This window comes from Lentibacillus sp. (genome assembly GCF_035301925.1).
Classification (GTDB): Bacteria; Bacillota; Bacilli; order Bacillales; family Amphibacillaceae; genus Lentibacillus.
On the sequence record NZ_DATGTI010000084.1, the window covers coordinates 12,584 to 36,029 of the forward strand.

Consider the following 23,446-nt stretch of genomic DNA (forward strand, 5'->3'; position numbering starts at 1 on the left):
TTGCTTTACTTAATGAAACCTGTATAATGCCGCTTCACTAACTGACTTTCCAACTGTTTCATCGTCTGAAGGGCAACGCCTACAACGATCAGTAAACTTGTGCCGCCGATTTGTACTGCTTGAGGCAGATTTGCCAGGCCACTTAAAATGATTGGCAAAACAGAAACCGCGGCCAAAAAGATGGAGCCTACAAATGTCAGTCGATACATAACACGTGTCAGATAGGTTTCTGTATTTCTGCCAGGCCGAATGCCCGGTATATATCCGCCTTGTTTTTGCAGGTTTTCCGCCATTTGTTCAGGATTAACTTGAACAAAGGTGTAGAAATACGTAAACGCAATAATCAAAGCAACATAAATGACCATTCCAATTGGCTGGGTGTAATCAAATATCGATTCGACAGTTGCTGCAATTTCATTTCCTTCAAAAAGTCCTGCAACAGTCCGTGGTGCAATGATAAAAGCAATGGCAAAAATTACCGGAATAACGCCTGCTGCATTTACTTTTAGCGGCAGGTGTGTTGAGTGACCGCCGACAGGCGACCGATTCACAAGCTTTTTGGCATATTGAATGGGTATTTTACGCAGTGCCTGCTGGATAAAAATAACCCCAACCGTAACTGCCACCACTACCAATGCTATTAAGGCAACAATGACAATATTAATGAACAATTCATCCCCGGCATCAACGAAGTATTGGCTGTATAATTGATTCACGCCATTCGGAATGGCTGCAACAATACCAGCGAAAATGAGAATCGAAATGCCATTGCCGACACCATTTGCCGTGATTTGTTCACCAAGCCACATCAGGAATGTTGTTCCGCTCGTCAATACGATAGCAATAATCAAAAACTTCCATATACTTGGATCACTTATCAGCATTCCTCCGGCCATTGCATTGAAACCGATTGACATGGCGATCGCCTGGATAAATGCAAGGGCAACCGTTCCATAGCGCGTAACCTGTGCGATCTTTTTGCGCCCCATTTCGCCTTGCTTTTTCCACTCAGTAAACTTTGGCACAACATCCATCTGCAGTAATTGCATGATAATGGCTGCTGTAATGTAGGGCATAATCCCCATTGCAAAAATGGAGAAGTTCTGCAATGCCCCGCCGCCAAAAGTATTCAAAAAGCCGAAAACATTTTGCTGGTTCATAAAATCAATAGCCTCTTTATTTGTATAAGGCACTGGAATAAATGTACCAAGACGGAAAACAATCAGCATGAGCAGTGTGAATATAATTTTCCGCCTGATATCACCTACCCGCATTAAATTGGAGATTGTACGGAACATTAAACCACCTCTGTTTTACCGCCCGCTGCCTCAATTGCTTCTTTGGCTGAAGCTGAGAACTGATGAGCTTTTACTGTGAATTTCTTTTCAACATTTCCTTTTCCGAGCACTTTAATGCCGGATTTTGGTTTGCTGACGACACCTTCTTCAAGTAATAGCTCTGGTGTGATTTCCGTGCCCTCTTCAAAACGATTTAAAGCATCCAGGTTTACGATGGCAAATTCTTTACGATGAACATTCGTGAAACCACGTTTCGGCAAACGCTGGAACAGTGGCATTTGTCCACCTTCAAAACCTGGGCGTGTACTGCTGCCTGAACGTGCTTTTTGCCCTTTATGTCCTCGCCCGGAAGTTTTTCCATTTCCGGATGCCATGCCGCGCCCAACGCGATTACGTTTTTTACGGCTTCCTTCTGATGACTTTAATTCATGAAGTTTCATGTGTGCACCTCCTCTTACGCTTTATGATGATTACACTTCTTTAACTGTTACAAGATGCGATACTTTATCAATCATACCACGTACGGCCGGTGTGTCTTCACGTACGACGGATTGACGGATTTTTTTTAGGCCCAGTGATTGAACAGTCTGGCGCTGTCCTTCCTTTTGGCCGATAACACTGCGCGTGAGGGTGATCTCTAATTGTTTAGACATAGTATTTCCCTCCTTATCCTAACAGTTCTTCGACAGATTTGCCGCGTAGTTTAGCCACATTTTCTGCGGTCTTCAAATTTGTCAGTCCATTTAATGTTGCGCGGATCATGTTGATTGGTGTATTGGAACCGAGTGATTTTGTCAGGATATCGCCAACACCTGCTAGCTCTAGGATAGCACGTACAGGCCCGCCGGAGATAACACCCGTACCTTCTGCAGCTGGTTTCATCAATACATTCCCTGAACCATACTGTCCATGGATCTCATGTGGAATTGTTGTTCCAACCATTGGTACCTCAATCAGGTTCTTCTTCGCATCGTCGACTGCTTTTTTAATAGCTTCCGGTACCTCTTTAGCCTTTCCAGTCCCAAAACCTACATGACCATTTTTATCGCCAACGACAACCAATGCGGCAAAACGGAAATTCCGTCCGCCCTTTACAACTTTCGCAACGCGGTTAATTGCAACAACGCGTTCTTCAAGATCTAATTTGCTTGGATCAATACTTGAAACCATTCATGTCCCTCCTTTATTTCTCGATTAAAATTCCAGACCAGCCTCGCGAGCGGCGTCTGCCAATGCTTTGACACGTCCATGATAAAGGTATCCTCCACGATCAAATATAACGGATTTATAACCTTTATCCTGAGCGCGTTTTGCAACCAGTGTACCGACTTGTTCAGCTGCTTCCACATTGCCGGTTGCTTCCAGGCTCAATTCATTATCATTGGTGGAAGCACTTGCCACTGTCGTGCCGGTAGTATCATCGATTAACTGTGCATAGATGTGTTTATTTGAACGATATACATTCAGACGCGGGCGTTCCGGTGTCCCAAATACACTCTTGCGAACACGTGCATGTCTGTTTTTGCGCAGATCATTTTTGTCAGGTTTTGTGATCATTCAGGCCACTCCTTTCTGCTCCCTAGCTAGACTTACTTAGCTGTTTTACCTTCTTTAAGGCGTACTTGTTCGCCTTCATAGCGAATCCCTTTTCCTTTATACGGTTCCGGTGGTCTGATTGCCCGGATATTCGCTGCGACGCCGCCAACCAATTCTTTATCAATTCCTTTGACAGTCACCTTTGTATTTTGCGGAACGTCGATCTCGATGCCATCGATTGGTTCAATTTCAACCGGGTGTGAGTAGCCGGCGTTGACAACTACTTTGTTGCCTTGCTTTTGGGCTCGATACCCAACCCCCGTGATTTCAAGTGATTTCTCGAAGCCTTTATGAACACCTTCAATCATGTTGGCAATTAAGCTGCGTGTTGTTCCGTGCAATGACCGATGCTTCTTGCTTTCAGTTGGACGTTCAACAGTCAGCACATTGTCTTCAATCACAATTTTCATGTCAGGATGAACGTTCCTGGTCAGTTCACCTTTTGGACCTTTTACGGTTACGTTATTTCCATCAAGTTTTACGTCTACACCCTCTGGAATTTCAACTGGTTTCAGTCCGATACGGGACATTCCGTACACCTCCTGTCTTAAAAAATATGAATTACCAAACGTATGCCAGTACTTCCCCGCCAACAGCCTGTTTCCGTGCTTCTTTGTCGGAAAGTACGCCATTTGATGTTGATACGATCGCGATACCTAAACCATTGAGTACCCGAGGCACTTCTTCTGCCTTTGCATAAACACGCAACCCAGGCTTACTGATGCGTTTGAGGCCAGTGATGACCCGTTCGTCATTCGCACCATATTTCAGGAATATACGCAGAATACCCTGTTTGTTATCTTCAATGAATTCATAATCACGTACAAATCCTTCACGTTTCAGGATATCAGCGATTTCCCTTTTTAATTTGGAAGCCGGAAGCTCTAATTTTTCATGACGTACCATGTTGGCATTTCGTATACGTGTCAGCATATCTGCAATTGGGTCTGTCATAACCATTACTACATTACCTCCTTCCCGAATCGGGTTTTACCAGCTTGCTTTTTTAACGCCGGGAATTTGACCTTTATAGGCCAATTCACGGAAACAAATACGGCACAGTTTAAATTTGCGGATGACGGAATGTGGACGGCCACAGCGTTGGCACCGTGTATATTCACGCACTTTAAACTTTTGCGGTTTCTTTTGTTTCGCAATCATTGATTTTTTAGCCAAAATATTCCCTCCTTGTTTATTTCTGGAAAGGCATGCCAAGTTGAGTCAATAATTCACGTGCTTCTTCATCGGTGTTAGAAGTGGTTACGATAACAATATCCATACCACGCACTTTACTTACCTTATCGTAGTTGATTTCCGGGAAAATCAGTTGTTCCTTAATGCCTAATGTGTAGTTGCCGCGGCCATCAAACGCTTTTTTGGAAATACCGCGGAAGTCACGCACACGTGGAAGTGCTACGGCGATAAGCTTTTGCAAAAACTCATACATGCGATCGCCTCTAAGTGTCACTTTCGCTCCAATAGGCATTCCCTCGCGCAGACGGAATCCGGCAATGGATTTTTTGGCGCGGGTAACCACTGGCTTTTGTCCGGAAATCAATGCGAGCTCCTCAACTGCATTGTCCAGTGCCTTTGAGTTTTGTACGGCATCGCCGACACCCATATTAATGACGATTTTTTCAATGTTCGGTACTTGCATGACAGAATCATAGTTAAATTTATTCATCAAAGATGGCAGTATCTCATCCCGATATTGTTGTTTCAATTCATTCATCACGAGCGCCCTCCTTTCGCCTGCGTACTATTTATCGATTGCTTCTCCGGATTTTTTAGCAATACGGACTTTCTTGCCATCACGATCCTCATAACCGACACGCGTTGGTTCACCGGATTTTGGATCGATCGGCATGACGTTGGAAACATGAATGGCCGCTTCCTGGTTCAGAATGCCGCCTTGTGGGTTATCCTGTGAAGGCTTGGCGTGTTTTTTAATCATATTGATGCCTTCGACTAATACACGTTCTTTCTTTGGATAAACTTCCAGAATTGTTCCCTCTTTACCGCGGTCTTTACCGGCTATTACTTTCACTTTGTCACCTTTTTTGACATGCATATTCTGCGCACCTCCTTGACAAGGCTTTTCATACTCTTTATAAAACTTCCGGTGCTAGAGATACGATTTTCATGAATTTGGCATCCCGTAATTCACGTGCAACCGGCCCAAAAATACGCGTTCCTCGTGGACCTTTATCATCACGGACAATGACGGCAGCATTTTCATCAAAACGAATATAAGATCCGTCATTACGGCGTACACCGGATTTCGAACGAACAATAACAGCTTTCACGACGTCACCTTTTTTGACAACGCCTCCCGGTGTTGCATGTTTAACGGTACAAACAACAACATCACCGATATTGGCGGTCTTGCGTCCGGATCCGCCTAATACTTTGATCGCTTTTACTTCACGAGCGCCAGAGTTATCTGCAATTTTTAAATTCGTTTCTTGCTGAATCATACGGTTGAGACCTCCCTTCGGATAACTTCCGAGCGAACTTTAATTATATGATGACCGCTTCTTCAACGATTTCAACCAGACGGAAACGCTTAGTAGCTGATAGCGGACGTGTTTCCATGATTTTTACAACGTCGCCAACTTTAGCCTGGTTATTTTCATCATGCGTCTTAAATTTCTTGGAGTATTTGACACGCTTGCCATACAGCTTGTGAAACTTATACGTCTCAACTACTACCGTGATGGTCTTATCCATTTTATCCGATACAACACGCCCTGTGTACACTTTACGATTGTTGCGTTCACTCATTTTGGTGTTAACCTCCTCTCAGGTTAATTATTGACACTTAGTTCACGTTCGCGTACGACCGTTTTCATCCGGGCAATGGATTTTTTCACTTCACTAATCCGTGCAGTGTTTTCCAATTGGCCGGTTGCTAATTGAAAGCGTAGATTGAATAGTTCTTCCTTTAACGATTTGACTTTTTGTTCAATTTCGGCAGTGGTTAAATCTCTAATCTCATTAGCTTTCATTTGGTTCACCACCAATATCTTCACGTTTAACGAATTTGGTCTTAATCGGCAGTTTATGGGAAGCAAGCCGTAACGCTTCTCGTGCCACTTCTTCCGGTACACCTGCGATTTCAAACATGATTTTTCCTGGTTTGACAACTGCTACCCAGCCTTCCGGGGCACCTTTGCCGGAACCCATACGGACTTCAAGGGGTTTTGCAGTATATGGTTTGTCAGGAAATATTTTAATCCAAACTTTACCGCCACGTTTCATGTAGCGTGTCATGGCAATACGTGCCGCTTCAATTTGGCGGCTTGTAATCCAAGTTGGTTCAACAGCTTGCAGACCATATTCACCAAAAGCTACGGTCGTGCCGCCTTTTGCTTGGCCTTTCATACGGCCGCGGTGTTCTTTACGATATTTCACACGTTTAGGCATTAACATAATGCATGTCCCCCTTCCTTAATTTTCATTTTTCGTTGGAAGGACTTCGCCGCGATAAATCCACACTTTGACACCCAATTTACCGTAAGTGGTGTCTGCTTCTGCTGTACCGAAGTCAATGTCAGCACGCAGTGTGTGCAACGGAACGGTTCCTTCACTGTAATGTTCCTTACGGGCAATGTCAGCACCGCCCAAACGTCCGGAAACTTGCGTTCTGATTCCTTTTGCGCCTGCGCGCATAACACGTTGGATCGATTGTTTTTGCGCACGGCGGAACGAAATACGATTTTCCAATTGACGGGCAATGTTTTCAGCAACCAATGTTGCATCCAAGTCTACTTTTTTGATTTCTACAATATTGATGTGAACCCGTTTGCCTGTCAGACTGTTTAATGATTTTCTCAGTGCTTCAACTTCGGAGCCGCCTTTTCCGATCACCATTCCCGGTTTGCCGGTATGGATCGTAATATTGACACGGTTGGCCGCACGTTCAATATCAATTTGTGAAACAGCCGCTGTTTTCAGACGGTTTTCCAGGTATTCTCTGATTTTAATATCTTCATGCAATAAGTCTGCATAGTCATTGCCGGCATACCATTTCGATTCCCAGTCACGGATGACGCCGACACGAAGACCGTTAGGATTTACTTTTTGACCCACTGACTATCCCTCCTCTTTTTCTGATACCACGATGGTCACGTGGCTGGTACGTTTATTGATTTGGCTTGCACGTCCTTGTGCTCTTGGACGGAAACGTTTCAATGTCACACCTTCATCGACAAATGCTTCGGAAATGATCAGATTGTCCGGTTCCATTTCATAGTTGTGTTCGGCATTCGCAACAGCAGAATTCAAAACCTTTTCGACAACCGGTGAAGCACCACGCTGAGTATGACGCAGAATGGCAATTGCTTCACCGACTTCTTTTCCTCGAATCAAATCTATGACTACACGAACTTTACGAGGAGCGATACGAACAGATTTGGCTACGGCTTTTGCTTGCATGTAGAGTGCCTCCTCTCATTAGCGTTTTGTTTTCCTGTCATCACCGGCATGCCCTTTAAACGTACGAGTTGGGGCGAATTCACCCAATTTATGGCCGACCATATCTTCTGTTACATAGACTGGAACGTGTTTACGCCCATCATAAACAGCAATCGTATGCCCGACAAAATCAGGGAAAATCGTCGAACGGCGTGACCAGGTTTTAATAACTTGCTTTTTATTGGATTCATTCAAACTCTCAACTTTTTTCATGAGATGGTCATCTGCAAAAGGTCCTTTTTTTAAACTGCGACCCATGGATAAACCTCCTTTCGCAATTGAACGACGGTTTTTATCATCCGTCGATGTATACGCTTATTTTTTACGCTCGCGAACAATATACTTATCTGATGGCTTATTGCGCTGACGCGTCTTATAACCGATTGTCGGCTGACCCCAAGGTGATACAGGTGATTTAAGACCGATAGGAGAACGTCCTTCACCACCACCATGAGGGTGATCGTCAGGGTTCATAACAGAACCGCGGACTGCAGGGCGTTTGCCTAACCAGCGTGAGCGTCCTGCTTTACCTACACGGACCAGTTCATTCTCGAGGTTGCCGACTTGCCCGATAGTAGCACGGCATTCCGATAGTATTAAGCGAACTTCACCTGATGCCAGACGTACAAGTGAGTATTTGCCTTCACGACCAAGAACCTGTGCATCGGCACCGGCTGAACGTACCAGCTGACCGCCGCGTCCTGGCTTCAGTTCTACATTATGAACAATTGTACCCACAGGGATATCTTTTAGTTTCAATGCGTTTCCCAGCTTGATGTCGGCGTTTTCGCCCGCTACAATCTGTTGGCCTGTTTTCAAGCCTTTAGGAGCTAGAATATAACGTTTTTCTCCGTCGGCATAATGGATTAATGCAATATTGGCTGAACGGTTTGGATCATATTCGATCGTAGCAACGCGTCCGGGTATGCCATCTTTGTCGCGTTTAAAGTCAATAATGCGGTATTGACGCTTATGGCCGCCGCCTTGATGACGAACTGTCATTCTACCTTGGTTGTTACGTCCGCCACGTTTATACAGTGGGCTCAACAAGGATTTTTCCGGTTGATCTGTTGTAATTTCCGCAAAATCTGATGCTGACATATTACGTTTACCGTTTGACGTTGGTTGAAATTTTTTGATCGCCATCGTTTTCCCTCCTTCACATTCTAATTAATTAGCCTTCAAAGAAGTCGAGTTCTTTACTGTCCTCAGAAAGCTGCACAATCGCTTTTTTACGATTTGGACGAAAACCGCCGTAACGGCCCATCCGCTTGAATTTACCTTTGAGATTCATGGTGTTGACGCGTTCCACTCTGACGTCAAAGACAAGTTCGACAGCGTCTTTGATTTCTGTCTTATTCGCCTTTGGATTTACTTCAAACGTATATTTCTTTTCCGCCATCAGATCGGCAGAATGTTCTGTAATGACGGGGCGCTTTATAATATCACGTGGGTCTTTCATTGTGCAAGCACCTCCCCTGCTTTTTCAGCTGCATCCTTGGTGATGATCAGCTTGTCATGCGTCATCAAGTCTAACACATTCACTTCGTCCAGTGTCAGCACATGCGCATTTGGAAGATTGTTGGCTGAACGGGTGACATTTTCATCTTTATCAGCTGTTACAATCAGGGCTTTTGTATCAACATTCAATGCATTAAGCATTTTAACAACTTCTTTTGTTTTTGGAGCATCGATTGCAATGTCTTCCAAAACAACGAGATTATCTTCTTCCACTTTAGAAGAGAAAGCAGATTTCAACGCTAAACGACGAACCTTTTTTGGCAGCTTATAACTGTAGCTGCGTGGTGTCGGGCCAAAAGCAGTTCCGCCGCCTACCCATTGCGGTGCACGGATGGAACCTTGACGGGCACGGCCTGTGCCTTTTTGGCGCCATGGTTTGCGTCCTCCGCCTCTTACTTCTGAACGGTTTTTCACATCATGAGTACCCTGACGCGTTGACGCACGCTGCATCAGAACAGCTTCATGCAATACATGTGTATTAGGCTCAATACCGAAAACTGCGTCATTCAATTCTACGTCTCCGGCTTGAGATCCGTCTTGTTTTAATAGTGCTACTTTAGGCATGACATATCCTCCCTTCGTGTGTATGATTAATTAGCCTTTACTGCACTCGTTATTTTCACGAATGATTTTTTTGCACCAGGAATATTTCCTTTGATTAAAAGCAAATTGCGTTCTGTATCAACTTTAACGACTTCAAGGTTTTGGATGGTAACCTGTTTACCGCCCATTTGACCAGGCAGTTTTTTACCTTTGAAAACGTGCATTGAGTTAATATCACCCAATGTACCAGGTCCTCTGTGATAGTGTGAGCCGTGTGTTTCCGGTCCACGCCGCTGGCCATGACGTTTGATGGCCCCTTGGAAACCTTTCCCTTTCGTCGTGCCTGTTACATCAATTTTGTCACCGACCTCAAAAGTATCAACACCAATTTCCTGACCAACTTCATATTCATCAGGGTTTGCGTTACGGATTTCACGAACGTAGCGCTTAGGGGTTGTGTTTGCTTTTTCAGCATGACCTTTTTCCGCTTTGTTTGAACGTGATTCCTTTTTATCGGCAAAACCGAGCTGCACTGCTTCGTAGCCATCGTTCTCTGCTGTTCTTTTCTGCAAAACGACGTTAGGCTCAGCTTGAATGACAGTTACCGGCGTCAGTTCACCCTCTTCTGAAAAGAGTTGTGTCATGCCGATTTTGCGACCTAAGATTCCTTTCGTCATCCGTTACACCTCCTATAATAATCAATCGTTTATAATTTGATCTCAATATCAACACCGGACGGCAAGTCAAGACGCATTAGTGAGTCGACTGTTTGCGGTGTTGGATTCACAATGTCGATTAAACGTTTATGAGTACGCATTTCAAACTGTTCACGGGCATCTTTAAATTTGTGTGTCGCACGCAATACCGTGTAAACAGATTTTTCTGTAGGCAATGGTATTGGTCCGGAAACATTAGCGCCGGAACGTTTTGCTGTATCTACAATTTTTTCGGATGACTGGTCTAAAATGCGATGATCATACGCTTTTAACCGAATTCTGATCTTTTCTTTTGCCATTATTTTCCCTCCTTTTCGCTCATTTTAAATGAAGCTGCTCCATGAAAATTTCTTGATGACACCGCCATGGCAAAGGGGCCGGGTGTATCAACAACCTTTCACTTCATCGCTTTTTTGGCCAACATTAACAGTGTACAAAAGATACATGTCCAATGCAACCTTTGAGTATATAATTAATAGATTGCACATCTATGTATTATACAAACTCTTTCCCATGATTGCAAGGGATGTAAGCAATTTTTTACCGTAAATTTAATGGTTCTTTATAGATGAAAAAGGAAAACAGGCAGCATTTGTGTGCTGCCTGTTTGAAATCCGGATCCGGTAAATTGTTTGGAAAATCTTTTTTATTCCTGAATGTTTGTTACAACGCCTGATCCAACAGTACGGCCGCCTTCACGGATGGAGAAGCGGGTACCATCTTCAATGGCGATTGGTGAAATCAGTTCAACTTCCATTTCAACGTTGTCACCAGGCATAACCATTTCGACACCTTCTGGAAGTGTGATAACGCCTGTTACGTCGGTCGTACGGAAGTAGAACTGCGGACGGTAGTTAGCAAAGAATGGTGTGTGGCGTCCGCCTTCGTCTTTAGACAATACATAAACTTCTGCTTTAAATTTTGTATGTGGTGTAATTGAACCTGGCTTTGCCAACACTTGACCACGGTTGATTTCATCACGGGAAACACCGCGAAGCAATGCACCAATATTGTCACCTGCTTCAGCATAGTCAAGCAACTTACGGAACATTTCCACACCTGTAACAGTCGTTTTGCTCAAGTCTTCAGCAAGGCCGACAATTTCAACTTCGTCACCAACTTTTACTGTTCCGCGCTCAACACGGCCTGTTGCAACCGTACCACGGCCTGTAATGGAGAATACGTCCTCAACAGGCATCATGAATGGCTTGTCATGGTCGCGCTCAGGAGTTGGAATGTATTCATCGATTGCATCCATCAATTCATAGATTTTTTCTTCATATTCTGAGTCACCTTCAAGTGCTTTCAGAGCTGAACCTTTAACAACTGGAATGTCGTCTCCAGGGAAGTCATATTCAGTCAATAGGTCACGAACTTCCATTTCAACGAGTTCCAGAAGTTCTTCGTCGTCAACCATGTCAACTTTGTTAAGGAAGACAACAATTGCCGGAACACCAACGTTTTTTGAAAGCAGGATGTGTTCACGTGTTTGCGGCATTGGACCGTCAGCAGCGGATACTACCAGAATAGCACCATCCATTTGTGCCGCACCGGTGATCATGTTTTTAACATAGTCAGCGTGTCCGGGGCAGTCAACGTGCGCATAGTGACGCGTGTCAGTTTCATACTCAACGTGTGAAGTTGCGATTGTAATGCCACGTTCTTTTTCTTCCGGAGCAACGTCAATTTGGTCATATGCCATTGCAGTACCCTTACCGGATTTTTTATGCAATGTCGTCGTGATAGCGGCAGTTAAAGTCGTTTTACCATGGTCAACGTGTCCGATTGTACCAATATTTACGTGACTTTTCGAGCGGTCAAATTTTTCTTTAGACATGTATAGTTCCTCCTTTAAATAAATAAATGAATTTTTTATTTATTGACAGCCGCGGATAAACCGTCAAGGCTTATCCTTAGCCTTCAATAAAAGTTATACGTTAGATTAAGCAAAAAATCAATTATTCGCCTGCATTTTTCTTAATAATTTCTTCAGAGATGCTCTTAGGCACTTCTTCATAGTGATCAAAGTGCATCGTGAATGTTCCGCGTCCTTGGGTGTTGGATCTTAATGATGTTGCGTAGCCGAACATTTCAGCCAACGGTACAAAAGCTCTCACAACTTGTGCAGGCCCGCGTGGTTCCATTCCTTCCACACGTCCGCGGCGTGAGGTTACATCACCCATAATATCACCCATGTACTCTTCAGGAACAACAATTTCGACTTTCATCATTGGTTCAAGCAAAACTGGCTTGCATTTAGCTTTAGCTTCTCTGAGCGCCATTGATCCGGCAATTTTGAAGGCCATTTCGTTCGAGTCAACATCATGGTAGCTTCCGTCAAACAGCGTTGCCTTAACATCAATAAGCGGGTAACCTGCTAACACGCCATTTTCCATGGACTCTTGAATACCTGCATCAACGGATGGGATGTATTCACGCGGTACAACACCACCGACGATTTTATTTTCGAATTCATAGCCTGCACCTTCATCATTTGGTTCAAATTTAACCCAAACATGTCCATACTGTCCACGGCCACCGGATTGACGAATGAATTTCCCTTCAACCTCTGCAGATTCGCGGAAGGTTTCACGGTAGGCTACTTGTGGTGCACCAACCTGTGCTTCAACTTTAAATTCAGTTTTTAGGCGGTTAACGATAACATCCAGATGCAATTCACCCATACCAGAGATAATCGTCTGACCGGTTTCTTCATCTGTTTCCGTCTTAAATGTAGGGTCTTCTTCTGCGAGTTTACCCAATGCAACAGCCATCTTATCCTGGTCGGCCTTTGTTTTAGGCTCAATGGCAACCGATATAACCGGCTCAGGGAAATCCATGGATTCAAGAACGACAAGATCCTTTTCATCACAAAGCGTATCCCCTGTTGATGTGTCCTTAAGACCTACACCCGCTGCAATCTCACCGGCATAAACTGTTTTAATTTCCTGCCGGGAGTTGGCGTGCATCTGCAGGATACGTCCCACACGTTCACGCTTATCTTTAACAGAGTTCCGAACATATGACCCGGAATCCAATGTACCTGAGTAAACTCGGAAAAATGTCAGTTTACCGACGTACGGATCTGTCATCACCTTAAATGCAAGTGCTGAGAAAGGTGCGTTATCATCAGACGGACGTGTTGTCTCTTCTTCCGTACCTGGGACGAACCCTTCAATCGGTGGTACGTCTGTTGGAGCTGGAAGATAGTCGATAACACCGTCCAATACTAATTGAACACCTTTGTTTTTAAATGCTGAACCACAGTATACAGGATAAAATTCAACATTCAATGTTGCTGTGCGGATTGCTTTTTTAAGGTCTTCATTGGAAATCTCTTCACCTTCAAGATATTGCATCATGAGGTCTTCATCAACTTCCGCTACAGCTTCGATTAATTCGCCACGTAATTCTTCAGCTTTTTCCTTATATTCATCAGGAATTTCACGAGCCTCCGCACGTGTTCCCAATTCATCCTCGTAATAATATGCCTGCATCGTGATCAGGTCAATAATACCTTCAAAATTATCTTCAGCACCGATTGGCAGTTGAACGGCATGCGCGTTGGCACCCAGGCGTTCCTTCAATGTATTGGTTGCATACAGGAAGTCTGCACCAACTTTATCCATCTTGTTAACGAAGACGATCCTTGGTACACCATATGTTGTCGCCTGACGCCATACAGTTTCTGTCTGTGGCTCCACGCCTGATTGAGCATCCAGAACTGTCACCGCACCGTCAAGGACACGCAAAGAACGTTCAACTTCAACTGTGAAATCCACGTGTCCCGGTGTATCAATAATGTTTATACGGTGATTTTTCCATTGGGCAGTGGTGGCAGCAGATGTGATCGTGATACCACGGTCTTGTTCCTGCTCCATCCAGTCCATCTGGGATGCACCTTCATGGGTTTCACCAATTTTGTGAATACGTCCTGTATAGAAAAGAATACGCTCAGTAGTAGTGGTTTTACCTGCATCAATGTGTGCCATAATACCAATATTACGCGTCTTTTCCAAGGAGAACTCTCTGGCCATGTATTCTTCTCCTTTCTCTTGAAAGCTTTATTTCGCTTTAATTACCAGCGATAGTGGGCAAAAGCTTTATTTGCCTCTGCCATTTTGTGTAATTCTTCGCGTCTTCTAACCGATGCCCCAGTGTTGTTCGAAGCATCCAGAACTTCATTGGCAAGGCGCTCTTCCATTGTTTTTTCTCCACGGAGACGTGCATAGTTGACAATGTAGCGCAAACCTAATGCCTGACGGCGCTCTGGACGCACTTCCATCGGCACCTGGTAGTTCGAGCCACCTACTCGGCGTGCGCGGACTTCCAGAACTGGCATAACATTTTTCATCGCTTGTTCAAAAACCTCCATTGGTTCCTGGCCGCTTCGTTCTTTAACAAGTTCAAATGCGTTATAGAGGATTTTTTGTGCTTTTCCCCGTTTACCGTCAATCATGATCTGATTGATTAAGCGCGTCACCAATTTTGAATTGTAAAGCGGATCCGGCAGAACATCGCGTTTAGGTACTGGTCCTTTACGTGGCATGTGTCCCCCTCCTTTCCCTGAATCTGTCACACAACTATATTATTTTTTACCTTTTGGTTTTTTAGTGCCATATTTTGACCGGCCTTGTGCACGACCCTCAACACCTGCAGTGTCAAGCGCACCGCGCACAATATGATAACGAACACCTGGCAGGTCTTTTACACGGCCGCCACGAAGCAGCACAACACTGTGTTCCTGCAGATTGTGTCCAATTCCGGGAATGTATGCCGTCACTTCCATGTTGTTTGACAAACGAACACGTGCATACTTCCGCAGTGCAGAGTTCGGCTTCTTAGGTGTCAATGTGCCAACACGTGTGCAAACGCCACGTTTTTGTGGTGCATTTTGAGCCGTGAATTGTTTTTTAAAGCTGTTATAGCCTCTATTCAGTGCAGGTGAGTCATACTTTTTAGGTTTATTCACACGACCTTTGCGTACCAGTTGATTAATTGTAGGCATGCCATCTTCCTCCTCTCTAATTTCATAAAATAATTTGATACACGGATAGCCACCCATTGCAGCTTTTGTAATTCCACATATCCAGGTGGTTCATTTTTTCGCAAAAAAACAAAGTTTCGCGAGATAATCGCCAAAACCTTTATTGTTTTACTGCAACAGCTGATGCACCGACATCAATACCGCAAGCAGCTCCAAGCTTTTGCATGGAATCTACACGATGGCAAGGAACACTTCTCTCCTGAGCCAAACGTTCCACCTGCTGTGTGATCCGCCGGTCGGCATCGTCAGCAATAAACACTTCACTTACAGCACCACGTTTGATTGCTTTAAGTGTTTGTTTCGTTCCGATTATCAATTTTGATCGAAACTGGGTCACTTTTTCATAAGACATCCGCATATCCTCCAAAGTAACAAGTATAATCGGAAGCACCCTGGATATATTACCATGCCTGATGGGTATTGTCAACGATATTTCAGAGGATGTTCAAAAAGTCCGGTAACAATGACACATCGAATAGAGGACCTTCTGCTAAAACCGTCAACGACAGTCGCCAACGCAGAACTCACACACGCGAGAAGCCTGCTGCTCGAAACGGTGCCGCCTCGAACTTCTTGGTCCTTGTTATCCGCCTTTTTGAACACGCACTTTTAGTTGATTTTTGGGTGCTTCCGCTTTAATGACTTACCTACGAAAGTATATTTTGTACCGGTTCTGTTCCGTCCGATTCCACTGAACTTTCTTCAGGTTCATCCAATGCGGTTTCAAGCTTTCGATAACGCTGTATTCCAGTACCGGCAGGAACCAGTTTACCGATAATGACATTTTCCTTAAGTCCCAGCAGTTCATCACGTTTACCTTTAATAGCGGCATCGGTCAATACACGTGTTGTCTCCTGGAAGGACGCAGCAGATAAGAATGAATCAGTTTCCAGTGATGCTTTTGTGATGCCAAGCAATACAGGCTCACCGATCGCCGGCTGTTTGCCTTCCAGCAGAACGCGCTGATTTGCATCCCGGAACTGGTGGATTTCCAGTAATGACCCTGGCAGTTCATCCGTATCCCCAGACTCAACAACACGAATTTTGCGCATCATCTGCCGGACCATCACTTCAACGTGTTTGTCTCCAATCTCAACACCTTGCATCCGGTATACTTTCTGCACCTCACGCAGAAGGTATTGCTGTACCCCATCAATACCTTGCACGCGGAGAAGTTCTTTCGGATCAACAGAACCTTCCGTAAGGGCCTGCCCGGCAATGACTTCATCGCCTTCAGATACCCTCATGCGAGCATTGTAAGGGACAGGGTATGTGCGCTCTTCGACATCACCTTGAATGATAATCTCCTGTTTATCTTTCACTTCTTTGATTTCCCGAACAGTGCCGTAAATTTCAGTGATCACTGCCTGACCTTTTGGATTTCGCGCTTCAAACAGCTCTTGAATACGCGGCAAACCTTGTGTGATGTCATCACCTGCAACACCGCCTGTGTGGAAGGTACGCATTGTCAGCTGTGTACCAGGCTCACCAATGGATTGTGCTGCGATGATACCGACTGCTTCACCAACTTCAACCTCGTCACCAGTTGCCAGGTTGCGGCCATAGCATTTCTTACAGACACCATGTTTCGTGTTACATGTAAACGCAGAGCGGATAATGACCTCTTCAATTCCAGCTTCAACGATTTGTTTTGCCTGATCTTCCGACATCACTGCGTTTTTCTCTGCAATGACCTCGCCAGTCTCAGGATGACGCACATTTTCAAATGCCGTACGTCCGATTAAGCGGTCAAGCAACGGCTCGATGATTTCGTTATCATCTTTCAATGCTGACACCGTCAAGCCACGGTCAGTGCCACAGTCATCTTCACGGATAATCACATCCTGGGCGACATCCACAAGACGGCGGGTCAGATAGCCTGAGTCGGCTGTCTTCAGTGCTGTGTCAGCAAGACCTTTACGAGCACCGTGCGTTGAAATAAAGTATTCCAGCACTGTCAGGCCTTCACGGAAGCTGGACTTGATCGGCAGCTCCATAATCTCGCCGGCAGGGTTGGCCATCAAGCCGCGCATCCCGGCAAGCTGTGTGAAGTTGGAAGCATTACCCCGGGCACCGGAATCACTCATCATGAAGATTGGGTTCCGCTTATCCAGTGATTCCATCAGGCGATCCTGAATATCGTCCTTGGCTTGTGACCATATGGCAATGACCCGATCATACCGCTCTTCGTCTGTAATCAAGCCGCGCCTGAACTGTTTCAGCACTTTATCGACTTGATTTTGAGCTTCTTCAAGAATTTCTTCTTTTTCTTTTAGGACTACAATATCAGAAACACCAACCGTCATGCCTGCTTTAGTTGAGTAGCTGAACCCAAGGTCTTTCATGCGGTCAAGCATTTTTGATGTCTCGGTTATCTTGAATCGTTTGAACACTTCAGCAATGATATCGCCCAGTATCCCTTTTTTGAAAGGCGGAATCGTATCGCGCTTTTTAATTTCCTCGACGATATTTGTTCCTTGTTCAACAAAATATTTTGCCGGTGTCTCAATTTCCAGATTATATTTTGTCGGTTCATTAATGTATGGGAACGAATCCGGTAAAATCTCGTTGAAAATCAGTTTACCGATTGTTGTCAGAAGCATTTGATCCTGCTGCTCTGCCGTAAAGGATTTCTTATTCAGACTCGATGCCTTGACAGCGATTCTCGAGTGCAGATGAACGTAACCATTCTGATAGGCAAGGAGCGCTTCATCCGTATCTTTGAACCGGCTTCCCTCACCAATGGCACCTTCACGCTCAAGCGTCAGATAATAGTTGCCTAAAACCATATCCTGTGATGGTGTGACAACCGGCTTGCCATCTTTAGGATTAAGGATGTTCTGGGCAGCAAGCATCAGAATACGTGCTTCGGCTTGCGCTTCAGCTGATAGTGGCACGTGTACAGCCATTTGGTCACCATCAAAGTCGGCGTTATAGGCAGTACAGACCAGCGGGTGCAGGCGGATCGCACGGCCTTCCACCAATACGGGCTCAAATGCCTGAATACCCAGACGGTGCAGTGTTGGTGCACGGTTTAAAAGAACTGGGTGTTCTTTAATCACATCTTCCAATACATCCCATACTTCCGGATGAACACGTTCAATTTTACGTTTGGCCGATTTGATATTATGGGCAAATCCCTTTTCAACAAGCTCTTTCATAATAAACGGTTTAAATAATTCCAGTGCCATTTCTTTTGGCAGCCCGCATTGGTACATTTTCAAGTTCGGACCAACGACGATGACAGAACGTCCGGAGTAATCGACACGTTTACCAAGCAGGTTTTGACGGAAACGACCTTGTTTCCCTTTCAGCATATGTGACAAGGATTTTAATGGTCGATTTCCGGGACCTGTAACAGGACGGCCGCGGCGGCCATTATCGATCAACGCATCAACTGATTCCTGGAGCATACGCTTTTCATTTTGAACGATGATGCTTGGTGCCCCAAGATCGAGCAGGCGCTTCAGGCGGTTGTTCCGATTGATGACACGGCGATACAAATCGTTCAGGTCGGATGTTGCGAACCGTCCGCCATCAAGCTGTACCATCGGACGAATTTCCGGCGGAATCACAGGGAGGACATCAAGAACCATCCAGGATGTATCATTACCGGAATGACGGAATGACTCCAGTACTTCCAAACGCTTGATCGCACGTGTCCGGCGTTGGCCATGTGCTGTTTTCAATTCTTCTTTCAGAGTCTCAACTTCTTTTTCAAGATCAATATCCTTTAGAAGCTTACGGATTGCCTCAGCACCCATTTGAGCTTTGAAGTTGTTGCCATATTTCTCATAGTAGGCACGATATTCTTTTTCAGAAAGAAGCTGTTTCTTTTCCAGCGGTGTATCACCGGTTTCCGTAACAATGTATGCAGCAAAGTAAATGACTTCTTCCAAAGCACGGGGTGACATATCCAATACGAGGCCCATGCGGCTTGGAATCCCTTTAAAATACCAAATATGTGATACAGGAGCAGCCAATTCAATGTGGCCCATGCGTTCGCGACGGACTTTTGCTTTTGTAACCTCCACGCCACACCGGTCACAAACGACTCCTTTATAGCGTACCCGCTTGTATTTGCCGCAATGACATTCCCAGTCCTTTGTCGGCCCGAAAATACGTTCACAGAAAAGGCCGTCCTTTTCCGGCTTTAGTGTGCGGTAGTTGATTGTCTCAGGCTTTTTGACCTCACCGTGAGACCATGAGCGAATTTTTTCTGATGAAGCTAATCCGATTTTCATATACTCAAAATTATTTACATCCAGCAAGGGTCTACCTCCCTTTTTTGTGTCCGATTTTTTATCGGATCAAGGAACGGCTCTGCTGAGACGTTACACTTGATCCGATCGTCATCACCAGCCAATGCAAAGCGCAATCTATTAACTTTCTTCAGCTTCCAGGTTTAATTTGCTTGCTGCCTGTGTATCTTCTTCCTCCAGTTCGCGCATTTCGATTTCCGACTCGTCGCTGGAAAGCATTTTGACGTCCATTCCAAGACTCTGAAGTTCCTTAATGAGTACTTTGAACGACTCTGGTACTCCAGGCTCTGTGACACTATCACCTTTTACGATTGATTCATAAGCTTTCACACGGCCTACGACATCATCCGATTTTACAGTCAGGATTTCCTGAAGTGTATAGGCAGCACCATATGCTTCAAGTGCCCAGACTTCCATCTCACCAAAACGCTGACCGCCAAATTGTGCTTTACCGCCCAATGGTTGCTGCGTCACGAGTGAATATGGTCCGGTTGAACGGGCGTGCAGCTTATCATCAACCATGTGTGCCAGTTTGATCATATACATGACGCCGACCGAAACACGGCTGTCAAATGGTTCACCTGTCCGGCCATCATAAAGAACCGATTTGGCATCCCGCGGCATGCCTGCTTCTTCCAGTGTCTCCCATACATCTTCTTCCGTTGCACCATCAAATACCGGTGTAGCCACATGCATTCCGAGCTGCCTTGCTGCCATGCCCAAATGCAGTTCAAACACCTGTCCGATATTCATACGCGACGGTACACCCAATGGGTTAAGCATCATATCAAGCGGTGTGCCATCAGGCAGGAACGGCATATCCTCTTCAGGCAAAATCTTGGAAATGACACCTTTGTTACCGTGTCTTCCCGCCATTTTATCCCCTTCTGATATCTTCCGTTTCTGAACGATGTAAACACGTACAAGCTTATTCACACCTGGCGGCAATTCATCGCCGTCTTCCCGATTGAATATCTTAACTTCCAGCACAATACCGCCGGCTCCGTGCGGCACTTTCAATGACGTATCCCGAACTTCCCGTGCCTTTTCACCAAAAATGGCATGAAGCAGCCGTTCTTCAGCCGATAATTCAGTTACCCCTTTAGGTGTCACCTTGCCAACCAGGATATCACCGTCGGAAACTTCAGCACCAATGCGGATAATGCCGTTTTCATTCAGATTTTTCAGCGCGTCTTCACCGACGTTCGGAATATCCCGTGTAATTTCTTCTGGTCCGAGCTTCGTATCACGGGCTTCTGATTCATATTCCTCAATGTGAATGGACGTATAGACATCATCTTTGACGAGACGTTCACTCATAATGACAGCGTCCTCGTAGTTATAACCTTCCCAGGTCATAAATCCAACGAGTGCATTACGGCCCAAAGCCAATTCACCATCTTCCATCGATGGACCATCAGCCAGAATTTCGCCTTTGTTTACACGATCGCCCTTGCTTACAATCGGACGTTGATTATAACACGTTCCCTGGTTTGAACGGATATATTTCTGCAGGCGATAAACATCCAGGTCACCTTTTACTTCCTTGCCATCCACTTCGGAAATACGGCGGATGCGTATTTCTTTAGCTTCAACATGCTCAACGACACCATCATTGCGGCAAATGATGGCAGCACCCGAATCCCTGCCGGAAACATACTCCATTCCCGTTCCGACAATTGGCGCTTCAGGTTCCATCAATGGTACCGCCTGACGCTGCATGTTCGCACCCATCAGCGCACGGTTGGAGTCGTCGTTTTCCAGAAACGGAATACATGCTGTTGCAGCCGAAACAACCTGTTTTGGCGACACGTCCATGTAGTCAATTTTTTCACGTGGCACAACCGTGTTATCACCACGGAAACGTGCAATGACTTCTTCATCTGCAAATGTACTATCCTCATTTAAGCGGGCGTTTGCCTGTGCGACAATAAAGTTATCTTCTTCATCAGCTGTCAGATAATCTGTTTCTGTTGTTACCTTGCCGGTCTCCGGATCGACACGGCGATATGGCGTTTCGATAAACCCGAATTCATTGACCTTCGCATAACTGGACAATGAGTTAATTAAGCCGATATTTGGTCCCTCTGGCGTTTCAATTGGACACATACGGCCATAGTGTGAGTAGTGGACGTCACGAACTTCAAAGCCGGCACGTTCACGTGTCAGGCCTCCCGGTCCAAGCGCAGAAAGGCGGCGTTTATGGGTCAATTCCCCTAATGGATTCGTCTGATCCATAAACTGTGATAACTGTGAGCTTCCGAAAAATTCCTTAATTGACGCAATAACAGGACGAATATTAATCAGCTGCTGTGGTGTAATACTTGATGTATCCTGAATTGACATCCGTTCACGCACCACGCGTTCCATGCGGGACAAACCAATCCGGAATTGATTTTGCAGCAATTCACCGACAGAACGCAGACGCCGGTTGCCCAGATGGTCAATATCATCAGTCCCTCCGACATGATGCAGTAAATTAAAGAAATAACTGATAGCTGATAGAATGTCTGCAGGGGTAATATGCTTAACATTTCGATCAACATGCGCATTCCCGATAACTTCAAGTTCACGTTCGCCATCAGGATCTGTCGGATCGATGATTTTCACGGATTGCAGACGGATAGCTTCATCCAGTACCCCTTCGTTTGGTTCAACCTGTTTTTCACCAAGCATATTCTCCTGGTTTTCCAGATAAGGTATAATCTTATTCAGCAGTTTCCGTTCTAACCGATCGCCTTTTTGTGCCAGAACTTCTCCGGTTTCGGGGTCGACAATCGGTTCTGCCAAAACCTGGTTGAACAGACGGTTTTTAATGTTTAATTTTTTATTCATTTTATACCGGCCAACACGTGCCAGGTCATATCTTTTAGGATCAAAGAAACGTGACACCAGTAAGCTTCTGGCATTTTCAACCGTTGGCGGTTCACCTGGACGCAGGCGCTCATAGATTTCCAGCAGTGCTTTTTCAGTTGTTTCAGTATTATCTTTTTCAAGTGTATTTTTCAGGTATTCATTGTCCCCAAGGAGGTCAATGATTTCTTGATCTGTGCCAAATCCAAGCGCACGTAAAAGCACCGTAACAGGTAATTTACGTGTACGGTCGATTCTTACATATGCAACATCTTTGGCATCCGTTTCAAACTCCAGCCATGCACCGCGGTTTGGAATAACGGTTGCCGTGACACCACGCTTGCCATTCTTATCAAATTTTTCACTGTAATAAACACTTGGTGAGCGTACAAGCTGGGAGACAATGACACGTTCGGCACCATTAATGATAAATGTGCCTGTGTCTGTCATCAGTGGAAAGTCACCCATAAACACTTCCTGTTCTTTCACTTCACCTGTCTCATTATTGATCAAGCGGACCTTTACACGAAGCGGAGCATTATAGGTGACATCCCGATCTTTTGATTCATCTACAGGATATTTGGGTTCACCGAGACTATAATCAATGAACTCCAGTGATAGGTTACCCGCGAAATCTTCAATCGGGGAGATATCCTGAAACATCTCCCTTAAGCCTTCCTTTAAAAACCAATCATAGGAAGCGGTTTGAATTTCGATTAGATTTGGCAGTTCCAACACTTCACTGATACGTGCATAGCTCCTGCGTTGGCGGTGCCGTCCGTACTGAACTAGTTGACCTGTCAACTGCTTCACCCCTTAAACAAGCATTTTTCAAAATGTGACCCATATTGCTGCTGTGAAAAATGACTCATATATTTAGAAAAACAAACTGATATAATGTTCATGATACCAGTTGTTTTAAATCCACGGAAAAGATACAAAATAACAATAGCACAAGTACTACTGTCTAAAATCGTTTAACGAATACCACAGCCCGGAAACTGCAGAAACATATTTTAAAGCCGGTAACGTTAAGAAGGGGACAAACGACAAAAACACAATAATACCGCCATTTATTTTGCCGATTCTATCATTGTCCCCGTTTACCAGTGATTTATACGTTCCATATTTAAT

Annotated in this window: 29 protein-coding genes; all 29 read right to left on the bottom strand. The window is 45.0% G+C overall.

What is annotated here, in order from left to right:
* Window positions 1–5: 5 nt before the first annotated feature.
* The 29 genes from secY to rpoB all read right to left on the bottom strand — a co-directional run bounded on the left by secY (window position 6) and on the right by rpoB (window position 23,116).
* A complete protein-coding gene (gene secY / locus VK080_RS07160) occupies window positions 6–1,298 on the bottom strand; it encodes a preprotein translocase subunit SecY (RefSeq protein WP_324224084.1) in 1,293 nt (430 codons plus the stop codon).
* Window positions 1,298–1,738: a 50S ribosomal protein L15 gene (gene rplO / locus VK080_RS07165; RefSeq protein ID WP_324224085.1), complete on the bottom strand. Its 441-nt coding sequence runs from the start codon at window positions 1,736–1,738 to the stop codon at window positions 1,298–1,300. Before rplO ends, secY begins: the two co-directional genes overlap by 1 nt.
* Window positions 1,739–1,768: 30 nt before the next feature.
* A complete protein-coding gene (rpmD, locus tag VK080_RS07170; protein WP_324224086.1) occupies window positions 1,769–1,951 on the bottom strand; it encodes a 50S ribosomal protein L30 in 183 nt (60 codons plus the stop codon).
* Window positions 1,952–1,964: 13 nt separating this feature from the next.
* The gene (gene rpsE / locus VK080_RS07175; RefSeq protein WP_324224087.1) at window positions 1,965–2,468 is read right to left on the bottom strand and encodes a 30S ribosomal protein S5; all 504 of its coding nucleotides are present in this window, start codon (window positions 2,466–2,468) and stop codon (window positions 1,965–1,967) included.
* Window positions 2,469–2,492: 24 nt separating this feature from the next.
* Window positions 2,493–2,855, bottom strand: coding sequence for a 50S ribosomal protein L18 (gene rplR / locus VK080_RS07180; RefSeq protein ID WP_324224088.1), 363 nt, complete (start codon window positions 2,853–2,855; stop codon window positions 2,493–2,495).
* Between the two features lie 32 nt (window positions 2,856–2,887).
* Complete coding sequence (gene rplF / locus VK080_RS07185; RefSeq protein WP_324224089.1) at window positions 2,888–3,424, bottom strand: 50S ribosomal protein L6; 537 nt, start codon at window positions 3,422–3,424, stop codon at window positions 2,888–2,890.
* A 31-nt stretch (window positions 3,425–3,455) separates the two neighbouring features.
* Window positions 3,456–3,854 carry a 30S ribosomal protein S8 gene (gene rpsH, locus VK080_RS07190; protein ID WP_324224090.1) on the bottom strand — a complete coding sequence of 133 codons (399 nt, stop codon included), beginning with the start codon at window positions 3,852–3,854 and terminating at the stop codon, window positions 3,456–3,458.
* A gap of 30 nt (window positions 3,855–3,884) precedes the next feature.
* Window positions 3,885–4,070, bottom strand: a complete 186-nt coding sequence (locus VK080_RS07195; RefSeq protein WP_324224091.1) for a type Z 30S ribosomal protein S14 — start codon at window positions 4,068–4,070, stop codon at window positions 3,885–3,887.
* Between the two features lie 16 nt (window positions 4,071–4,086).
* On the bottom strand, window positions 4,087–4,626 hold the full coding sequence (rplE, locus tag VK080_RS07200; RefSeq protein WP_324224092.1) for a 50S ribosomal protein L5: 540 nt from the start codon (window positions 4,624–4,626) through the stop codon (window positions 4,087–4,089).
* Window positions 4,627–4,653: 27 nt separating this feature from the next.
* On the bottom strand, window positions 4,654–4,965 hold the full coding sequence (gene rplX / locus VK080_RS07205; protein WP_324224093.1) for a 50S ribosomal protein L24: 312 nt from the start codon (window positions 4,963–4,965) through the stop codon (window positions 4,654–4,656).
* Window positions 4,966–5,002: 37 nt separating this feature from the next.
* Window positions 5,003–5,371, bottom strand: a complete 369-nt coding sequence (gene rplN / locus VK080_RS07210) for a 50S ribosomal protein L14 (protein WP_324224094.1) — start codon at window positions 5,369–5,371, stop codon at window positions 5,003–5,005.
* Window positions 5,372–5,414: 43 nt separating this feature from the next.
* A complete protein-coding gene (gene rpsQ, locus VK080_RS07215) occupies window positions 5,415–5,678 on the bottom strand; it encodes a 30S ribosomal protein S17 (protein WP_324224095.1) in 264 nt (87 codons plus the stop codon).
* A 23-nt stretch (window positions 5,679–5,701) separates the two neighbouring features.
* A complete protein-coding gene (rpmC, locus tag VK080_RS07220; RefSeq protein WP_324224096.1) occupies window positions 5,702–5,902 on the bottom strand; it encodes a 50S ribosomal protein L29 in 201 nt (66 codons plus the stop codon).
* Window positions 5,892–6,326 carry a 50S ribosomal protein L16 gene (rplP, locus tag VK080_RS07225; protein ID WP_324224097.1) on the bottom strand — a complete coding sequence of 145 codons (435 nt, stop codon included), beginning with the start codon at window positions 6,324–6,326 and terminating at the stop codon, window positions 5,892–5,894. The genes rpmC and rplP overlap by 11 nt, the downstream gene beginning before the upstream one ends.
* Before the next feature lie 18 nt (window positions 6,327–6,344).
* Window positions 6,345–6,986: a 30S ribosomal protein S3 gene (gene rpsC, locus VK080_RS07230; RefSeq protein ID WP_324224098.1), complete on the bottom strand. Its 642-nt coding sequence runs from the start codon at window positions 6,984–6,986 to the stop codon at window positions 6,345–6,347.
* Between the two features lie 3 nt (window positions 6,987–6,989).
* Window positions 6,990–7,331: a 50S ribosomal protein L22 gene (gene rplV, locus VK080_RS07235; RefSeq protein WP_324224099.1), complete on the bottom strand. Its 342-nt coding sequence runs from the start codon at window positions 7,329–7,331 to the stop codon at window positions 6,990–6,992.
* Between the two features lie 18 nt (window positions 7,332–7,349).
* Window positions 7,350–7,628 carry a 30S ribosomal protein S19 gene (rpsS, locus tag VK080_RS07240; protein ID WP_324224100.1) on the bottom strand — a complete coding sequence of 93 codons (279 nt, stop codon included), beginning with the start codon at window positions 7,626–7,628 and terminating at the stop codon, window positions 7,350–7,352.
* Between the two features lie 57 nt (window positions 7,629–7,685).
* Window positions 7,686–8,516 (bottom strand): 50S ribosomal protein L2, encoded by an 831-nt coding sequence (gene rplB, locus VK080_RS07245; protein WP_324224101.1) that lies wholly within the window; start codon window positions 8,514–8,516, stop codon window positions 7,686–7,688.
* 28 nt (window positions 8,517–8,544) lie between these two features.
* Window positions 8,545–8,832 (bottom strand): 50S ribosomal protein L23, encoded by a 288-nt coding sequence (gene rplW / locus VK080_RS07250; RefSeq protein ID WP_324224102.1) that lies wholly within the window; start codon window positions 8,830–8,832, stop codon window positions 8,545–8,547.
* Window positions 8,829–9,455: a 50S ribosomal protein L4 gene (rplD, locus tag VK080_RS07255; RefSeq protein ID WP_324224103.1), complete on the bottom strand. Its 627-nt coding sequence runs from the start codon at window positions 9,453–9,455 to the stop codon at window positions 8,829–8,831. Before rplD ends, rplW begins: the two co-directional genes overlap by 4 nt.
* A 26-nt stretch (window positions 9,456–9,481) precedes the next feature.
* The gene (gene rplC, locus VK080_RS07260; protein ID WP_324224104.1) at window positions 9,482–10,111 is read right to left on the bottom strand and encodes a 50S ribosomal protein L3; all 630 of its coding nucleotides are present in this window, start codon (window positions 10,109–10,111) and stop codon (window positions 9,482–9,484) included.
* A gap of 29 nt (window positions 10,112–10,140) precedes the next feature.
* The gene (rpsJ, locus tag VK080_RS07265; RefSeq protein WP_176448903.1) at window positions 10,141–10,449 is read right to left on the bottom strand and encodes a 30S ribosomal protein S10; all 309 of its coding nucleotides are present in this window, start codon (window positions 10,447–10,449) and stop codon (window positions 10,141–10,143) included.
* A 347-nt stretch (window positions 10,450–10,796) separates the two neighbouring features.
* A complete protein-coding gene (tuf, locus tag VK080_RS07270; protein WP_324224105.1) occupies window positions 10,797–11,987 on the bottom strand; it encodes an elongation factor Tu in 1,191 nt (396 codons plus the stop codon).
* A gap of 121 nt (window positions 11,988–12,108) precedes the next feature.
* Window positions 12,109–14,187: an elongation factor G gene (gene fusA, locus VK080_RS07275; protein WP_324224106.1), complete on the bottom strand. Its 2,079-nt coding sequence runs from the start codon at window positions 14,185–14,187 to the stop codon at window positions 12,109–12,111.
* 41 nt (window positions 14,188–14,228) lie between these two features.
* Window positions 14,229–14,699: a 30S ribosomal protein S7 gene (gene rpsG / locus VK080_RS07280; RefSeq protein WP_324224107.1), complete on the bottom strand. Its 471-nt coding sequence runs from the start codon at window positions 14,697–14,699 to the stop codon at window positions 14,229–14,231.
* 39 nt (window positions 14,700–14,738) lie between these two features.
* Window positions 14,739–15,158 (bottom strand): 30S ribosomal protein S12, encoded by a 420-nt coding sequence (rpsL, locus tag VK080_RS07285; RefSeq protein ID WP_324224108.1) that lies wholly within the window; start codon window positions 15,156–15,158, stop codon window positions 14,739–14,741.
* Between the two features lie 139 nt (window positions 15,159–15,297).
* Complete coding sequence (locus VK080_RS07290) at window positions 15,298–15,549, bottom strand: 50S ribosomal protein L7ae-like protein (RefSeq protein ID WP_324224109.1); 252 nt, start codon at window positions 15,547–15,549, stop codon at window positions 15,298–15,300.
* 295 nt (window positions 15,550–15,844) lie between these two features.
* Window positions 15,845–19,468 (bottom strand): DNA-directed RNA polymerase subunit beta', encoded by a 3,624-nt coding sequence (gene rpoC, locus VK080_RS07295; RefSeq protein WP_324224110.1) that lies wholly within the window; start codon window positions 19,466–19,468, stop codon window positions 15,845–15,847.
* Between the two features lie 111 nt (window positions 19,469–19,579).
* Window positions 19,580–23,116, bottom strand: a complete 3,537-nt coding sequence (gene rpoB, locus VK080_RS07300) for a DNA-directed RNA polymerase subunit beta (protein ID WP_324224111.1) — start codon at window positions 23,114–23,116, stop codon at window positions 19,580–19,582.
* Window positions 23,117–23,446 lie beyond the last annotated feature (330 nt).

Bases quoted from the DNA above. Each gene is read 5' to 3' on its own strand.
- fusA (WP_324224106.1), bottom strand. From the start codon at position 14,187: ATGGCCAGAGAGTTCTCCTTGGAAAAGACGCGTAATATTGGTATTATG.
- rplR (WP_324224088.1), bottom strand. From the start codon at position 2,855: ATGATCACAAAACCTGACAAAAATGATCTGCGCAAAAACAGACATGCA.
- rplC (WP_324224104.1), bottom strand. From the start codon at position 10,111: ATGACGAAAGGAATCTTAGGTCGCAAAATCGGCATGACACAACTCTTT.
- secY (WP_324224084.1), bottom strand. From the start codon at position 1,298: ATGTTCCGTACAATCTCCAATTTAATGCGGGTAGGTGATATCAGGCGG.
- rpsJ (WP_176448903.1), bottom strand. From the start codon at position 10,449: ATGGCAAAAGAAAAGATCAGAATTCGGTTAAAAGCGTATGATCATCGC.
- rpsE (WP_324224087.1), bottom strand. From the start codon at position 2,468: ATGGTTTCAAGTATTGATCCAAGCAAATTAGATCTTGAAGAACGCGTT.
- rpsQ (WP_324224095.1), bottom strand. From the start codon at position 5,678: ATGAGTGAACGCAACAATCGTAAAGTGTACACAGGGCGTGTTGTATCG.
- rplE (WP_324224092.1), bottom strand. From the start codon at position 4,626: ATGAATGAATTGAAACAACAATATCGGGATGAGATACTGCCATCTTTG.
- rplB (WP_324224101.1), bottom strand. From the start codon at position 8,516: ATGGCGATCAAAAAATTTCAACCAACGTCAAACGGTAAACGTAATATG.
- rplX (WP_324224093.1), bottom strand. From the start codon at position 4,965: ATGCATGTCAAAAAAGGTGACAAAGTGAAAGTAATAGCCGGTAAAGAC.
- tuf (WP_324224105.1), bottom strand. From the start codon at position 11,987: ATGTCTAAAGAAAAATTTGACCGCTCGAAAAGTCACGTAAATATTGGT.
- rplP (WP_324224097.1), bottom strand. From the start codon at position 6,326: ATGTTAATGCCTAAACGTGTGAAATATCGTAAAGAACACCGCGGCCGT.
- rplO (WP_324224085.1), bottom strand. From the start codon at position 1,738: ATGAAACTTCATGAATTAAAGTCATCAGAAGGAAGCCGTAAAAAACGT.
- VK080_RS07290 (WP_324224109.1), bottom strand. From the start codon at position 15,549: ATGTCTTATGAAAAAGTGACCCAGTTTCGATCAAAATTGATAATCGGA.
- rpmD (WP_324224086.1), bottom strand. From the start codon at position 1,951: ATGTCTAAACAATTAGAGATCACCCTCACGCGCAGTGTTATCGGCCAA.
- rplV (WP_324224099.1), bottom strand. From the start codon at position 7,331: ATGCAAGCAAAAGCCGTAGCCAAATCTGTTCGTATCGCTCCTCGTAAA.
- rpsG (WP_324224107.1), bottom strand. From the start codon at position 14,699: ATGCCACGTAAAGGACCAGTACCTAAACGCGATGTTCTGCCGGATCCG.
- rplF (WP_324224089.1), bottom strand. From the start codon at position 3,424: ATGTCCCGTATCGGACTGAAACCAGTTGAAATTCCAGAGGGTGTAGAC.
- rpsS (WP_324224100.1), bottom strand. From the start codon at position 7,628: ATGGGTCGCAGTTTAAAAAAAGGACCTTTTGCAGATGACCATCTCATG.
- rpsH (WP_324224090.1), bottom strand. From the start codon at position 3,854: ATGGTTATGACAGACCCAATTGCAGATATGCTGACACGTATACGAAAT.
- rplD (WP_324224103.1), bottom strand. From the start codon at position 9,455: ATGCCTAAAGTAGCACTATTAAAACAAGACGGATCTCAAGCCGGAGAC.
- rplW (WP_324224102.1), bottom strand. From the start codon at position 8,832: ATGAAAGACCCACGTGATATTATAAAGCGCCCCGTCATTACAGAACAT.
- rplN (WP_324224094.1), bottom strand. From the start codon at position 5,371: ATGATTCAGCAAGAAACGAATTTAAAAATTGCAGATAACTCTGGCGCT.
- rpmC (WP_324224096.1), bottom strand. From the start codon at position 5,902: ATGAAAGCTAATGAGATTAGAGATTTAACCACTGCCGAAATTGAACAA.
- rpsL (WP_324224108.1), bottom strand. From the start codon at position 15,158: ATGCCTACAATTAATCAACTGGTACGCAAAGGTCGTGTGAATAAACCT.